Source organism: Photobacterium ganghwense (genome assembly GCF_017329545.1).
GTDB lineage: Bacteria > Pseudomonadota > Gammaproteobacteria > Enterobacterales > Vibrionaceae > Photobacterium > Photobacterium ganghwense.
This window is the reverse complement of sequence record NZ_CP071325.1, coordinates 276,190-291,855: the sequence shown is the minus strand read 5'-3', so window position 1 is coordinate 291,855 and position 15,666 is coordinate 276,190. Positions and strand designations below refer to the sequence as shown.

The 15,666-nt window shown below is 50.7% G+C and carries 9 protein-coding genes, 2 tRNA genes and 4 rRNA genes; 1 reads left to right on the top strand and 14 read right to left on the bottom strand.

All coding sequences use genetic code 11. From position 1 onward, the window contains the following. Positions 1-158: 158 nt before the first annotated feature. The gene (gene metH, locus FH974_RS01455) at positions 159-3,836 is read right to left on the bottom strand and encodes a methionine synthase (RefSeq protein ID WP_242551842.1); all 3,678 of its coding nucleotides are present in this window, start codon (positions 3,834-3,836) and stop codon (positions 159-161) included. Positions 3,837-4,036: 200 nt separating this feature from the next. Here metH and FH974_RS01450 point away from each other — a divergent pair, with 200 nt between their 5' ends. Beyond that, entirely contained in the window at positions 4,037-5,320 is a 1,284-nt protein-coding gene (locus FH974_RS01450; RefSeq protein WP_047887878.1) for a cation:proton antiporter, read from the top strand. A 50-nt stretch (positions 5,321-5,370) separates the two neighbouring features. On the opposite strand, the gene metA is transcribed toward FH974_RS01450, so the two are convergent. The 13 genes from metA to rpmJ form a co-directional block, all read right to left on the bottom strand. Further along, the gene (gene metA, locus FH974_RS01445) at positions 5,371-6,312 is read right to left on the bottom strand and encodes a homoserine O-acetyltransferase MetA (protein WP_207103444.1); all 942 of its coding nucleotides are present in this window, start codon (positions 6,310-6,312) and stop codon (positions 5,371-5,373) included. Between the two features lie 249 nt (positions 6,313-6,561). Continuing rightward, a 5S ribosomal RNA gene (gene rrf / locus FH974_RS01440) occupies positions 6,562-6,677 on the bottom strand. Between the two features lie 8 nt (positions 6,678-6,685). Next, positions 6,686-6,761, bottom strand: a tRNA-Thr gene (locus FH974_RS01435). Between the two features lie 90 nt (positions 6,762-6,851). Continuing rightward, a 5S ribosomal RNA gene (gene rrf / locus FH974_RS01430) occupies positions 6,852-6,967 on the bottom strand. A gap of 116 nt (positions 6,968-7,083) precedes the next feature. Continuing rightward, positions 7,084-9,975 (bottom strand): 23S ribosomal RNA (locus tag FH974_RS01425). 258 nt (positions 9,976-10,233) lie between these two features. Further along, positions 10,234-10,309 (bottom strand) — tRNA-Glu (locus FH974_RS01420). 65 nt (positions 10,310-10,374) lie between these two features. Then, positions 10,375-11,926, bottom strand: a 16S ribosomal RNA gene (locus FH974_RS01415). Together the 16S, 23S and 5S rRNA genes with 2 tRNA genes alongside form the textbook arrangement of a ribosomal RNA operon. A 614-nt stretch (positions 11,927-12,540) precedes the next feature. Beyond that, entirely contained in the window at positions 12,541-12,927 is a 387-nt protein-coding gene (rplQ, locus tag FH974_RS01410; protein ID WP_047885208.1) for a 50S ribosomal protein L17, read from the bottom strand. A 33-nt stretch (positions 12,928-12,960) separates the two neighbouring features. Next, on the bottom strand, positions 12,961-13,950 hold the full coding sequence (locus FH974_RS01405; RefSeq protein ID WP_047885209.1) for a DNA-directed RNA polymerase subunit alpha: 990 nt from the start codon (positions 13,948-13,950) through the stop codon (positions 12,961-12,963). Between the two features lie 23 nt (positions 13,951-13,973). Continuing rightward, positions 13,974-14,594, bottom strand: a complete 621-nt coding sequence (gene rpsD / locus FH974_RS01400) for a 30S ribosomal protein S4 (RefSeq protein WP_047885210.1) — start codon at positions 14,592-14,594, stop codon at positions 13,974-13,976. 33 nt (positions 14,595-14,627) lie between these two features. Then, positions 14,628-15,017: a 30S ribosomal protein S11 gene (gene rpsK / locus FH974_RS01395; protein ID WP_005370963.1), complete on the bottom strand. Its 390-nt coding sequence runs from the start codon at positions 15,015-15,017 to the stop codon at positions 14,628-14,630. A gap of 18 nt (positions 15,018-15,035) precedes the next feature. After that, a complete protein-coding gene (rpsM, locus tag FH974_RS01390; protein ID WP_047885211.1) occupies positions 15,036-15,392 on the bottom strand; it encodes a 30S ribosomal protein S13 in 357 nt (118 codons plus the stop codon). Between the two features lie 145 nt (positions 15,393-15,537). Continuing rightward, positions 15,538-15,651 carry a 50S ribosomal protein L36 gene (gene rpmJ / locus FH974_RS01385; RefSeq protein ID WP_000868186.1) on the bottom strand — a complete coding sequence of 38 codons (114 nt, stop codon included), beginning with the start codon at positions 15,649-15,651 and terminating at the stop codon, positions 15,538-15,540. Between the last annotated feature and the right edge of the window lie 15 nt (positions 15,652-15,666).

Here is a 15,666-nt window from a genome sequence, read left to right as displayed (position 1 = left end):
AAAAAGGCGCTCATGATGAGCGCCTTTTTCATATCAGTGTATGATTGTTGCCGTGTCAGTGTTCCCGATGGGTGTCACCTGTAAAAAACAGGCCCCGCAGCTGTGGCATCCGGGGCCTTTGAGTCATTACGCCTTTAATACATTACGCCTTTGCTGCATTACAATGACAGGTTCGGCCCCAGCCATTTTTCCGCTTCAACCAGATCCCAGCCTTTGCGCTCGGCATAGCTATCACGCTGATCTTCCTGAATTTGTGCCACAGCAAAATAGCGTGAGTCCGGATGCGAGAAGTACCAGCCTGAGACCGACGCTCCCGGCCACATAGCATAGCTGGTGGTGAGTGACATCCCAATGGCCTCTTCGACATTGAGCATCTCCCACAAGGTGCCTTTCTCGGTATGTTCCGGACACGCCGGGTAGCCGGGTGCCGGACGGATCCCCTGATATTTCTCACGAATGAGTTCGTCATTCGACAGCGCTTCGTCCGGCGAGTATCCCCAAATCTCTTTACGCACCTGCTCATGCAGATACTCGGCAAACGCTTCAGCCAAACGGTCAGCCACCGCTTGTACCATGATGGCATTGTAATCATCACCCAGGGCTTTAAATTTATCGGCCAACTCTCGCTCTCCGATGCCGCCGGTAACCGCAAACGCGCCAATCCAGTCCGGCTTCCCGCTGTCCTTCGGTGCAATGTAATCCGACAGACAGTAGTTATAGCCTTTCGGTTTCTCCGTCTGCTGGCGCAGGTTATACAGCACATGCGCTACCTGGCTGCGGGACTCATCGGTATAGACCTCAATGTCATCCCCTGTACTGTTCGCCGGGAACAAGGCACACATGCCCTGGGCCTTCATCAGACCTTCCCGCTCGATGCGATCCAGCCACTCGTTCGCATCCTGGAACAAACGGCGGGCTTCTTCTCCCACTTCCTCATGATCCAGAATGGCCGGGTACTTGCCCATCAGCGACCAGGTCATGAAAAACGGGGTCCAGTCGATATAGTTGCGCAGGATGCTGACATCGAAATCATCAAACACATGAGTACCGGGCTTCGCCGGTACCGGCGGCGTATAGGTTGCCCAGTCAATCGCGACCTTATTGGCTCTGGCCCTCTCCAGCGAGACCGGTTTGGTTCGAGGCTGTTTACGGCTGTGCTGATCCCGGACCCGCTCATAGTCGACATCCAGTTTCTCCACAAACGCCGGACGCAGTTCGTCCGACAGCAACGAGGTACAAACCCCCACCGCCCGCGACGCATTGTTAACATACACCACCGGATGGCGGTAATTCTGCTCAATTTTCACTGCGGTATGCGCCTTTGAGGTTGTCGCACCGCCAATCAACAGCGGCAGTTCAAAGCCCTGGCGCTCCATTTCCTTGGCAACATGCACCATCTCATCCAGCGACGGAGTAATGAGTCCGGACAGACCGACGATATCGACGTTTTCTTCCCGCGCGACCTTAAGGATCTGCTCACACGACACCATGACCCCGAGGTCGATAATGTCGTAGTTATTACATTGCAGAACGACCCCGACAATGTTTTTGCCAATATCGTGGACATCCCCTTTGACCGTCGCCAGCAGAATCTTGCCGTTTGAGCGGCCACTCTGTTTCTCAGCATCAATGAACGGTTCCAGGTAGGCCACGGCCTGTTTCATCACCCGGGCAGACTTCACCACCTGGGGCAGAAACATCTTGCCCTCACCAAACAGGTCACCGACCACATTCATGCCGTCCATCAACGGCCCTTCGATCACTTCCAGCGGCCTGCTGGCGTTCACTCGAGCGTCTTCAGTATCCTCGACAATGAACTCCGTGATCCCTTTGACCAGAGCATGCTCCAGCCGTTTAGCGACTGGCCAGCTGCGCCATTCCAGCGCTGCGCCGTCATCCTGCTTGCCAACCCCGTTATCACGGTACTCATCTGCAATGTCGAGCAGGCGCTCGGTCGCATCATCACGGCGGTTGAGCACCACGTCTTCCACCGCTTCACGCAATTTATCCGGGACGTTATCGTAAATTTCCAGCTGACCGGCATTAACGATCCCCATGTCCATCCCGCGTTTGAAGCAGTGATAGAGGAACACGGCATGGATTGCCTCACGCACATAGTTATTGCCGCGGAACGAGAAAGAAACATTCGACACCCCGCCGGAAATCATCGCATGAGGCAGATCCCGCTTGATGTCGCCGACCGCTTCAATAAAGTCAACCGCGTAGTTATTGTGCTCATCGATACCGGTTGCCACTGCAAAAATGTTCGGGTCAAATATGATGTCCTCCGGCGGGAAACCCACTTCATTCACCAGAATCCGATAAGCATTGGTACAAATTTCCAGCTTACGCGCCCGGGTATCCGCCTGACCGACTTCATCAAAAGCCATCACGATCACCGCGGCGCCATAACGACGGATCAGCTTGGCTTGCTCAATAAACTTTTCTTTGCCTTCTTTAAGCGAGATCGAGTTGACGATCCCCTTACCCTGAATACATTTCAGACCGGCTTCGATGACCTCCCATTTGGAGGAGTCGACCATGATCGGCACCTTGGAAATTTCCGGCTCTGACGCACACAGATTAAGGAAGCGCACCATGCATGCTTCCGCATCCAGCATGCCCTCATCCATGTTGATATCGATGATCTGGGCACCGTTTTCCACCTGCTGACGGGCCACATCGAGCGCTTCGTCATACTGCTCTTCTTTAATCAGGCGCTTAAATCGGGCCGAACCGGTCACGTTGGTACGTTCGCCCACGTTCACAAACAGGGTATCTTTTTCGATGATTAACGGTTCAAGACCGGACAAACGGCAGGCAACCGGTAGGTCAGGCAACTGGCGCGGAGCCAGATCAGCCACCACCTCAGCCATCAGACGAATGTGCTCAGGGGTCGTACCACAACAGCCGCCGACCAGATTCAGGAACCCACTTTGTGCCCACTCCCGGATGTGCGCGGCCATCTCTTCCGGCGAGAGGTCGTATTCACCAAATGCATTCGGTAGACCCGCATTCGGGTGCGCAGAGACGGCACATTCCGCAATGCGGGATAACTCTTCCACATACTGGCGTAATTCATCAGGTCCGAGGGCACAGTTAAGGCCGAAGGAAATCGGTTTGACGTGGCGTAAGGAATGGTAGAAAGCTTCAGTCGTCTGACCGGACAGCGTACGACCGGATGCATCGGTAATGGTACCGGAAATCATCACCGGTAGGGATAAGCCCAGCTCTTCGAAAACAGTGTCCACCGCAAAGGCACAGGCCTTGGCATTAAGGGTATCGAAAATGGTCTCGATCAATATGAGATCGGATCCCCCCTCAATTAATGCCCGGGTCGATTCAGCATAGGCTGCAACCAGCTGATCAAACGTCACATTGCGGTAGCCGGGATCATTCACGTCCGGCGAAATGGAACAGGTCCGGTTTGTCGGGCCAAGGACCCCGGCCACAAATCTTGGTTTATGCGGTGTTTTTGCCGTCCACTCATCAGCCACCTGCCGCGCAAGGCGGGCAGCTTCAAGGTTAATCTCGGCACTGAGCGCTTCCATCCCGTAGTCTGCCATCGCGATGGTTGTGGCGTTAAAAGTGTTGGTTTCGAGAATATCCGCCCCGGCTTCGAGGTAGGCACTATGGATATCACGAATCAGCTGAGGTTGGGTCAATACCAACAGATCGTTATTCCCTTTCAGATCCGAGGGCCAATCGGCAAAACGCTCACCCCGGTAGTCTGCTTCCTCCAGTTTATACCCCTGGATCATGGTGCCCATCCCGCCATCGATGATCAGGATTTGCTGCGCCAAACGCTCTTGTATGAATTCCTTACCCTTCAACACCGCACTACTTCCTTATGTAATATTTCACAGCTGAATAACATCCTACCACAGCACAGATGGAAATCTAGACGTCCAAATGCCTTTTCGAAGATTAAATTATGTCGGACAGGTAGGAAAATAGTGATAGATATCAAGGCAGGTTCGCTTTATATTTTGACACAATTTTGCGCTTTACTTTAAATCACCATCGAGGTCACGGGATGTCAGTCTACAGCACCCTCTGCTTCCTGGCGGCGGCAGCCATGCTCATCGCCTTTATCAACAGTAAGATAGGAAAAATGCAGACCACAATCGCCATTACCGCCGGCGCATTGATCCTCTCTTTAGGTATCATCATCGCTGGTCATAATGGCTGGTTCCACCTTGAAGAAATCGCCGCCGAGCAACTGGGAGAAGTCAACTTCGAGAACTTCCTGCTTAAAGGGATTTTAGGCTTCCTTCTCTTTGCTGGTGGTCTCGGGATTAAACTCCCTCACCTCGAAGATCAGAAATGGGAAATCACAATACTCGCCCTGTTCGCTACCCTGTTCTCGACCTTCTTCATCGGCTTTGCCCTCTGGGGGATCTGCCAAGCCATCGGAATCCAACTTCAACTGATTTACTGCCTGCTGTTCGGCGCACTGATCTCTCCTACCGACCCCATCGCTGTACTGGCAATTGTCAAAAAGCTGGATGCTCCCAAACGAATTTCCACCCAGATTGAAGGCGAATCGCTGTTTAACGACGGCTTTGGTCTGGTGATTTTCGTTACTTTGTTCACCATTGCTTTCGGCCATGAAGCCCCAACAGTGCTGGGCGTCAGCCAGTTGTTCCTGCAGGAAGCTATTGGTGGTATTGCCTACGGGTTTGCGCTGGGTCTGTTGTTCCATTATCTGATCAGCTCAACCAACGACCACTCTATGGAGCTGCTGCTAACACTCGGTATCCCAACTGCCGGTTACGCTTTTGCCGAAGTCATCCATGTCTCCGGCCCGCTGGCGATGGTGGTTTCCGGGATTATGATTGGTAACTGGACCCGCTATATTGGTTTCTCAAAAGAGAGTGAGGACCACCTCGACCACTTCTGGGAGCTGGTCGATGAGTTCCTCAATGGCGTTCTGTTCCTGTTAATCGGTATGAGTATGCTGCAGTTCCGGTTCCATGAAGAAGACTGGGTACTAATGGTTATCGCCGTGCCTCTGGTACTGCTCAGCCGTTATCTCAGTATCAAGTTTTCCTACTTCGGCTTCCAGCGCTACCGAGACTACAACCCGCTATCGATCAAGATCCTGACCTGGGGCGGATTGCGCGGCGGCCTGGCATTGGCCATGGCCATGGCCATTCCGGCTGGTGTGATGGTTATTCCGGATAAAAACATCGACGTCCGGGAAATCATTCTGGTGATGACCTACGCGGTGGTGGTGTTCTCTATCCTGATTCAGGGCTCAACCATTACCCCACTAATTCAAAAAGCCAAAGCGTGGGAAGCACAGAATCAAAAATAACTAAAGCACCTTGCTGACAAAAAAAGACCTGCATCAGCAGGTCTTTTTTTTTACTCGTCGCGCGTAAAATTGGCCACAGAGAAATGATCCAAATCATACGGTGTCTGCTGGTAAACACAGTAATTAAGCCAGTTAGAAAACAATAAATGTCCATGACTGCGCCAACTGGCCACCGGCGGCTTCTCCGGATTATTGTCCGGATAATAGTTCACCGGAATATTGGGCTCCATACCTTCTCCGACATCCCGGATATATTCATTGTGCAATGTATTGACGTCATATTCCGGGTGACCAGTGACAAACAGATTACGCTTATCCTTGGTCGCGGCCAGATAGACGCCCGCCAGCTCAGAAGTTGCCAGAATATCGAGATCCGTGTGCTCAGCCAGATAATCCGGGGAAAAATCCGCATAACGGGAATGAGGGGCGAGAAACGTATCATCAAAGCCCCGTAGCACAGGGTGATGACAATCATGAATCTGGTGAAAATACACGCCTGACAGCTTTTCTTTGCGGGTTCGTTTCGGCAAATCATACAACAACTTCAAGCCCGCCTGCGCAGCCCAGCACACATACATGGTCGAGGTCACATGCTCCCGTGCCCAATTCATGATTGCTTGTATCTCTTCCCAGTAGAGTACATCTTCAAATTGCACTAACCCGAGCGGCGCACCAGTGACAATCAGCCCATCATAATTCCGGTGCTTCACCGTATCAAACTGGCGGTAGAAGGTATCCAAATGCTCGGTAGGCGTATTCTTCGTGGGACGGTTATCAATCCGCAATAACTCCACATCAACTTGCAGCGGAGAATTAGAAAGCAACCGCATAAATTGGGTTTCAGTTTCAATCTTCTTCGGCATCAGGTTGAGCAGCAAGACTCTCAACGGGCGGATTTCCTGGCTAGCTGCACGCGCTTCCGACATCACAAAGATATTTTCACTGCGCAAGATATCCGTGGCTGGCAGCTTATCAGGAATTTTTATCGGCATCTTAGTTTGCTCCTTAAACGTAAAATCCAGCGAACAATCCCATTAAAAGATGTGTAGACGTCCAGATATCTAACTAAAACTATAGAAGATTAGTCGACCGCGCAAGCAAAAGAAGATTAAAAGATTTAAAGCTGAGTGCCATGAGTTGAATAAAACTCATGATTCATCAAAAAGGGAGATGTGATAAAAAAGAAATGAGAAAGGCTGAAATGAAAAAACCCAGCCATTAGGCTGGGTTTAGGAAGAAGTGTTCAGCAATGTCCTACTCTCACATGGGGAGGCCCCACACTACCATCGGCGCTACAACGTTTCACTACTGAGTTCGGCATGGGATCAGGTGGTTCCATTGTGCTATTGTCGCTGAACAAAAGCGTGGTGCTAGTACCCAGATTTGAACTGGGGGCCTCACCCTTACCAAGGGTGCGCTCTACCGACTGAGCTATACCAGCACGCAATTCTGCGTTACAAATAAAGTCTTACCATTATTGCTTTACTTGTATGTTCCCATCTTTTTATAAATGATGGAAACTTCAAATAAAACCTGGCGATGTCCTACTCTCACATGGGGAGGCCCCACACTACCATCGGCGCTGCTGCGTTTCACGTCTGAGTTCGGCATGGGATCAGGTGGGTCCACAGCGCTATGGTCGCCAGGCAAATTCTTTGATTCACCGCCCGCAGGCCGCAAATCACAATCTTGGAAAAAACTGACTAAAGTTCAAGCACACCATTCAAGTGCTCGTGGAGTCCGTAAAACCCCTTGGGTGTTGTATGGTTAAGCCGCACGGGCAATTAGTACAGGTTAGCTCAACGCCTCACAGCGCTTACACACCCTGCCTATCAACGTTCTAGTCTCGAACAACCCTTCAGAGAGCTTAAAGCTCTGGGGATGACTCATCTTGAGGCTCGCTTCCCGCTTAGATGCTTTCAGCGGTTATCGATTCCGAACTTAGCTACCGGGCAATGCGTCTGGCGACACAACCCGAACACCAGAGGTTCGTCCACTCCGGTCCTCTCGTACTAGGAGCAGCCCCTCTCAATCATCCAACGCCCACGGCAGATAGGGACCGAACTGTCTCACGACGTTCTAAACCCAGCTCGCGTACCACTTTAAATGGCGAACAGCCATACCCTTGGGACCGACTTCAGCCCCAGGATGTGATGAGCCGACATCGAGGTGCCAAACACCGCCGTCGATATGAACTCTTGGGCGGTATCAGCCTGTTATCCCCGGAGTACCTTTTATCCGTTGAGCGATGGCCCTTCCATTCAGAACCACCGGATCACTATGACCTGCTTTCGCACCTGCTCGAACCGTCATTCTCGCAGTCAAGCGGGCTTATGCCATTGCACTAACCTCACGATGTCCGACCGTGATTAGCCCACCTTCGTGCTCCTCCGTTACGCTTTGGGAGGAGACCGCCCCAGTCAAACTACCCACCAGGCACTGTCCGCATCCCCGATGAGGGGGCGACGTTAGAACATCAACACTACAAGGGTGGTATTTCAAGGACGGCTCCACAGATACTGGCGTACCTGCTTCGAAGCCTCCCACCTATCCTACACATGTAGGGTCAATGTTCAGTGCCAAGCTGTAGTAAAGGTTCACGGGGTCTTTCCGTCTAGCCGCGGGTACGCAGCATCTTCACTGCGATTTCAATTTCACTGAGTCTCGGGTGGAGACAGCGTGGCCATCATTACGCCATTCGTGCAGGTCGGAACTTACCCGACAAGGAATTTCGCTACCTTAGGACCGTTATAGTTACGGCCGCCGTTTACCGGGGCTTCGATCAAGAGCTTCTCCCTAAGGATAACCCCATCAATTAACCTTCCGGCACCGGGCAGGCGTCACACCGTATACGTCATCTTTCGATTTTGCACAGTGCTGTGTTTTTAATAAACAGTTGCAGCCACCTGGTATCTGCGACTGCCAGCAGCTCCAAGAGCAAGTCTCTTCACCGCCGGCAGCGTACCTTCTCCCGAAGTTACGGTACCATTTTGCCTAGTTCCTTCACCCGAGTTCTCTCAAGCGCCTTGGTATTCTCTACCCGACCACCTGTGTCGGTTTGGGGTACGATTTCTTGCTATCTGAAGCTTAGAGGCTTTTCCCGGAAGCATGGCATCAATGACTTCAGCACCGTGGTGCCTCGACATCGGGTCTCAGCCTTAAGATGGTCCGGATTTGCCTAAACCATCAGCCTACACCCTTGAACCTGGACAACCGTCGCCAGGCCCACCTAGCCTTCTCCGTCCCCCCATCGCAATAGCAAGAAGTACGGGAATATTAACCCGTTTCCCATCGACTACGCCTTTCGGCCTCGCCTTAGGGGTCGACTCACCCTGCCCCGATTAACGTTGGACAGGAACCCTTGGTCTTCCGGCGAGGAGGTTTTTCACCCCCTTTATCGTTACTCATGTCAGCATTCGCACTTCTGATACCTCCAGCGCCCCTTACAGGACACCTTCAGCGGCTTACAGAACGCTCCCCTACCCAATACGCTAATGCGCATTGCCGCAGCTTCGGTGTATCGCTTAGCCCCGTTAAATCTTCCGCGCAGGCCGACTCGACCAGTGAGCTATTACGCTTTCTTTAAATGATGGCTGCTTCTAAGCCAACATCCTGGCTGTCTGAGCCTTCCCACATCGTTTCCCACTTAGCGATAACTTTGGGACCTTAGCTGGCGGTCTGGGTTGTTTCCCTCTCCACGACGGACGTTAGCACCCGCCGTGTGTCTCCCGGATAGTACTTACTGGTATTCGGAGTTTGCAAAGGGTTGGTAAGTCGGGATGACCCCCTAGCCTTAACAGTGCTCTACCCCCAGTAGTATTCGTCCGAGGCGCTACCTAAATAGCTTTCGGGGAGAACCAGCTATCTCCGAGTTTGATTGGCCTTTCACCCCTAGCCACAAGTCATCCGCTAATTTTTCAACATTAGTCGGTTCGGTCCTCCAGTGCGTGTTACCGCACCTTCAACCTGCCCATGGCTAGATCACTCGGTTTCGGGTCTAATCCCAGCAACTGCACGCCCAGTTAAGACTCGGTTTCCCTACGGCTCCCCTATACGGTTAACCTTGCTACTGAAATTAAGTCGCTGACCCATTATACAAAAGGTACGCAGTCACAGGACGAAGCCTGCTCCTACTGCTTGTACGTACACGGTTTCAGGTTCTATTTCACTCCCCTCACAGGGGTTCTTTTCGCCTTTCCCTCACGGTACTGGTTCACTATCGGTCAGTCAGGAGTATTTAGCCTTGGAGGATGGTCCCCCCATCTTCAGACAAGATAACACGTGTCCCGTCCTACTCGTTTTCACTGATAAGGTGTTGTCGGCTACGGGGCTGTCACCCTGTATCGCTGAGCTTTCCAGCTCATTCACCTGACACCAAACCAACTTAAGGGCTAATCCGGTTTCGCTCGCCGCTACTGCCGGAATCTCGGTTGATTTCTCTTCCTCGGGGTACTTAGATGTTTCAGTTCCCCCGGTTCGCCTCACCAAGCTATGTATTCACTTGATGATAACTGCTTATGCAGCTGGGTTTCCCCATTCGGAAATCGTAGACTCAAGTGGCTCTTACTGCCTCATCTACGCTTATCGCAAGTTAGTACGTCCTTCATCGCCTCTGACTGCCCAGGCATCCACCGTGTACGCTTAGTCACTTAACCATACAACCCCAAGAGGTTTCGTATGTTCAAACAACCAAGGTTTTTCCATCTGAGTTAAGATGGTTAGTTTGTTTTGCCGGACTCTTCTTACACAAGACACTTGAATGTGTATTGCTTGAGAACTCGTTTCTCTTTCGAGAAACAATAATTTCGATTCGTATGAATCGAATTACTAGTCAGCTTTCCAGATTGTTAAAGAGCATGTGTTTGCCTTGCGGCAGCCACTTTCTAATCACACTCACAAGTGCAGTTAGAAAGTGGCGTCCCATAGGGGAGTCGAACCCCTGTTACCGCCGTGAAAGGGCGGTGTCCTAGGCCTCTAGACGAATGGGACACATCTGTCTTTTACATTTCGACCAAGCAATCTGTGTGGACACTACGCAAAGCGCAGTCTTTAGGTAAGGAGGTGATCCAGCCCCAGGTTCCCCTAGGGCTACCTTGTTACGACTTCACCCCAGTCATGAACCACACCGTGGTAAACGCCCCCCCGAAGGTTAAGCTATCTACTTCTGGTGCAGCCCACTCCCATGGTGTGACGGGCGGTGTGTACAAGGCCCGGGAACGTATTCACCGTGGCATTCTGATCCACGATTACTAGCGATTCCGACTTCATGGAGTCGAGTTGCAGACTCCAATCCGGACTACGACATACTTTGTGGGATTCGCTCCACCTCGCGGTCTTGCTGCCCTCTGTATATGCCATTGTAGCACGTGTGTAGCCCTACTCGTAAGGGCCATGATGACTTGACGTCGTCCCCACCTTCCTCCGGTTTATCACCGGCAGTCTCCCTGGAGTTCCCACCCGAAGTGCTGGCAAACAAGGATAAGGGTTGCGCTCGTTGCGGGACTTAACCCAACATTTCACAACACGAGCTGACGACAGCCATGCAGCACCTGTCTCACGGTTCCCGAAGGCACTCCCGCATCTCTGCAGGATTCCGTGGATGTCAAGAGTAGGTAAGGTTCTTCGCGTTGCATCGAATTAAACCACATGCTCCACCGCTTGTGCGGGCCCCCGTCAATTCATTTGAGTTTTAATCTTGCGACCGTACTCCCCAGGCGGTCTACTTAACGCGTTAGCTCCGAAAGCCAGTGTTCAAGACACCAACCTCCAAGTAGACATCGTTTACGGCGTGGACTACCAGGGTATCTAATCCTGTTTGCTCCCCACGCTTTCGCATCTGAGCGTCAGTCTTTGTCCAGGGGGCCGCCTTCGCCACCGGTATTCCTTCAGATCTCTACGCATTTCACCGCTACACCTGAAATTCTACCCCCCTCTACAAGACTCTAGCCTGCCAGTTCCAAATGCGATTCCGAGGTTGAGCCCCGGGCTTTCACATCTGGCTTAACAAGCCGCCTGCATGCGCTTTACGCCCAGTAATTCCGATTAACGCTCGCACCCTCCGTATTACCGCGGCTGCTGGCACGGAGTTAGCCGGTGCTTCTTCTGCAGCTAACGTCAAACAATACCGCTATTAACGATACCGCCTTCCTCACTGCTGAAAGTGCTTTACAACCCGAAGGCCTTCTTCACACACGCGGCATGGCTGCATCAGGGTTTCCCCCATTGTGCAATATTCCCCACTGCTGCCTCCCGTAGGAGTCTGGACCGTGTCTCAGTTCCAGTGTGGCTGATCATCCTCTCAGACCAGCTAGGGATCGTCGCCTAGGTGAGCCGTTACCCCACCTACTAGCTAATCCCACCTGGGCCAATCTTAGCGCGAGAGGCCCGAAGGTCCCCCTCTTTGCTCCGTAGAGATTATGCGGTATTAGCCATCGTTTCCAATGGTTATCCCCCACACTAAGGCATGTTCCCAGGCATTACTCACCCGTCCGCCGCTCGCCGCCCAACAAATCCCCCGAAGGGTCAATGTTGTCGCTGCCGCTCGACTTGCATGTGTTAGGCCTGCCGCCAGCGTTCAATCTGAGCCATGATCAAACTCTTCAATTAAAGTTTTGGCTCGATGAATACTGAATTAAATTGACTGTGCCAAAATAACCGAAGTCATTTTGAATTGGTCACTCAGTTCATCGATAAATCTTTTTGACTATCAGTTCACGAGTGCCCACACAGATTGCATGGTCAAATTGTTAAAGAACATATCCAAGCTTTGCTTTCGCATCACGTTGAACAGGGCAGCCATTCTAGCGAATCAGACTTCAGTGTCAAACACTTTTTTCAACCGATTCTGCTGCCGGCTAACACGTGTAACTTCGAGTTATTCCGTGTCAGTGAGGCGGCATTATAGAGAGCAAAGAACAAATGGCAACAAGAAAAATAAGAAAAAACGCCAACAGGCGAAATAACAATCAACAAGCTGAAATCAGCACACAAAAAGCCCACCACTCCCCTATTCAGGCTTTTAAATACTTTTGAACGTTGAAAACCATTCTGAAGCCCTGTTCCGAAAGAAAAAGGATTGGCTAAAGTGAAAGAAGAGTAATGAATAAGTAGATAAGTAGATAAGTAGATAAGTAGATAAGTAGATAAGTAGATAAGTAGAGTTATATAAAAAAGCCGAGTCAAGATGACTCGGCTTCTTATATTTAACTAGTAGCTAGTGCTTATTCAGCAGCTGCTTCTTCCTGAACTTCAGGACGGTCTACTAGCTCGATGTAAGCCATAGGAGCTTTATCGCCAGCACGGAAACCGCATTTCATGATGCGAGTGTAACCGCCTGGACGCTGAGCAAAGCGTGGACCTAGTTCGTTAAATAGTTTCGCAACTACTTCGTTGTCACGAGTACGTGCGAATGCCAGACGACGGTTAGCAACACTGTCAGTCTTAGCTAGGGTAATCAATGGCTCAATTACGCGACGCAGCTCTTTTGCCTTAGGCAGGGTAGTCTTGATAAGTTCGTGACGTACCAGAGAGCCAGCCATGTTGCTGAACATCGCTTTGCGATGGCTGCTGTTGCGGTTGAGTTGACGACCACTCTTACGATGGCGCATGACCTAATCCTTCTAACTAGATATCAGTAACTATTAATCTTCAGCAATTGATGCTGGCGGCCAATTTTCTAGGCGCATACCCAGAGACAGGCCACGTGATGCCAGCACGTCTTTGATTTCTGTCAAAGACTTCTTACCCAGGTTAGGCGTTTTAAGAAGCTCAACCTCAGTACGCTGAACGAGATCACCGATGTAGTGGATCGCTTCTGCTTTCAAACAGTTAGCAGAGCGAACAGTTAGTTCAAGATCGTCTACAGGACGCAGTAGGATCGGATCGAACTCCGGCTTCTCTTCTTTCTCTTCAGGAACTCGTACATCACGCAGATCTACGAATGCATCCAGTTGCTCAGCTAGAATAGTAGCTGCGCGACGAATAGCTTCCTCAGGGTCAAGAGTACCGTTAGTCTCCATATCGATAACCAGCTTATCTAGGTCAGTACGCTGTTCAACACGTGCTGCTTCAACGCTGTATGCGATACGGTCAACTGGGCTGAAAGTTGCGTCAACTAACAGACGGCCAATTGGGCGCTCGTCTTCTTCTGTGTGAATACGAGCAGACGCCGGTACGTAGCCACGACCACGCTCTACCTTGATGCGCATGCTGATTTCAGCATTGTCATCAGTTAGGTGGCAGATTACGTGTTCTGGGTTCGCAATCTCAACATCACCGTCGTGGGTGATGTCACCTGCAACAACAGGGCCTGCACCAGATTTGTTCAGAGTAATGATAACTTCATCTTTACCCTCAACCTTAACGGCTAGGCCTTTAAGGTTTAGAAGGATTTCAAGAATATCTTCCTGTACTCCTTCTTTGGTGCTGTACTCGTGTAACACACCGTCGATTTCTACTTCAGTAACGGCACAACCCGGCATAGAAGATAGAAGAATACGACGTAGAGCGTTGCCCAGAGTGTGGCCAAAACCACGCTCTAGTGGCTCAAGAGTTACTTTTGCGTGCGTCGTGTTAACTTGTTCAATATCAACAAGACGTGGCTTAAGAAATTCTGTTACAGAACCCTGCATTGTGTCCTCTCTTAACTATAGCCTTACTTAGAGTAAAGCTCGACGATCAGGTGTTCGTTGATGTCGGCAGACAAATCAGAACGCTCTGGAAGACGCTTGAACGTACCTTCCATCTTGCTGCTGTCTACTTCGACCCAAGTTGGTAGTTCACGCTGAGTAGCAACTTCAAGAGCTGCTTTGATGCGTGCTTGGTTCTTAGCTTTCTCACGAACGCTAACAACGTCGTTTGCCGCTACCTTGAAAGAAGGAACGTTTACGACTTTACCGTTAACTAGGATCGCTTTGTGGCTTACCAGCTGACGTGCTTCCGCGCGAGTTGCGCCAAAGCCCATGCGGTAAACTACGTTATCCAGACGACCTTCTAGAAGTTGCAGCAGGTTTTCACCAGTGTTGCCTTTCAGGCGAGCAGCTTCTTTGTAGTAGTTACGGAATTGCTTCTCTAGTACGCCGTAAGTACGACGAACTTTTTGCTTCTCACGAAGCTGAACGCCGTAGTCAGACAGACGACCGCGACGCGCACCGTGCATACCCGGTGCATTATCAATTTTACACTTGGTATCAATCGCGCGTACACCAGACTTAAGGAACAAGTCTGTGCCTTCACGACGGCTAAGCTTCAGCTTAGGACCCAAATATCTTGCCATGTTCTTTCTCCAGTTTTCCTAGAAACGCAAACGTTATACGCGACGTTTCTTAGGTGGACGACAACCGTTATGAGGGATCGGAGTCGCATCAACAATGTTAGTGATACGGAAACCCGCAGCGTTTAGAGCGCGGATAGTAGACTCACGACCTGGACCTGGGCCCTTAACCATAACTTCCAGGTTCTTAACGCCATATTCTTTGGCCATTTCACCACAACGCTCAGCAGCAACCTGTGCAGCGAACGGAGTAGATTTACGAGAACCACGGAAGCCAGAACCACCTGCAGTAGCCCAAGATAGAGCGTTACCCTGACGGTCAGTAATGGTTACGATTGTGTTATTGAAAGAAGCATGGATGTGCGCAACGCCATCAGCAACTTGCTTACGTACGCGCTTACGAGCGCGAGTTGGTTGTTTAGCCATTGTACTCTACCCTTCCGATTATTTCTTGATCGGCTTGCGCGGACCCTTACGGGTACGTGCGTTGGTTTTAGTACGCTGTCCACGTAGTGGTAGACTGCGACGATGACGAAGACCACGGTAACAACCAAGGTCCATTAGACGCTTGATGTTCATGGAAACTTCACGACGTAGATCACCTTCTACAGTGTACTTAGCTACACCATCACGCAGTAGATCGATCTGCTCTTCAGATAGTTCACTGATCTTAACACTTTCAGCGATACCCGCTTCAGCTAGGATAGCTTTTGAGCGAGTTTTACCGATACCGTAGATCGCAGTAAGAGCGATTACAGAATGTTTATGATCAGGAATGTTAATGCCTGCAATACGGGCCACTATTCACTCCTAGTACTTTTCAAGAATAACCGCTGCAAAGCCCGTTTAGGATACGCAGCGGTGGAACAATTCTTTTGCACACACAAAAGATTGGTTGGCTAATTTAGCCAACCTACCTTCAATTTGCAAGAAATATTTCTGCTAATTAGCCTTGGCGCTGTTTGTGCTTTGGCTCACTGCAAATTACACGCACAACACCGTTGCGCTTGATAACTTTACAGTTACGGCAGATTTTCTTAACGGAAGCACGAACTTTCATTGCTAAACTCCGTAA

Coding starts and splice junctions, on each gene's coding strand:
- FH974_RS01450 (WP_047887878.1), top strand. CDS start 4,037: ATGTCAGTCTACAGCACCCTCTGCTTCCTGGCGGCGGCAGCCATGCTC.
- metA (WP_207103444.1), bottom strand. CDS start 6,312: ATGCCGATAAAAATTCCTGATAAGCTGCCAGCCACGGATATCTTGCGC.
- rplQ (WP_047885208.1), bottom strand. CDS start 12,927: ATGCGCCATCGTAAGAGTGGTCGTCAACTCAACCGCAACAGCAGCCAT.
- FH974_RS01405 (WP_047885209.1), bottom strand. CDS start 13,950: ATGCAGGGTTCTGTAACAGAATTTCTTAAGCCACGTCTTGTTGATATT.
- rpsD (WP_047885210.1), bottom strand. CDS start 14,594: ATGGCAAGATATTTGGGTCCTAAGCTGAAGCTTAGCCGTCGTGAAGGC.
- rpsK (WP_005370963.1), bottom strand. CDS start 15,017: ATGGCTAAACAACCAACTCGCGCTCGTAAGCGCGTACGTAAGCAAGTT.
- rpmJ (WP_000868186.1), bottom strand. CDS start 15,651: ATGAAAGTTCGTGCTTCCGTTAAGAAAATCTGCCGTAACTGTAAAGTT.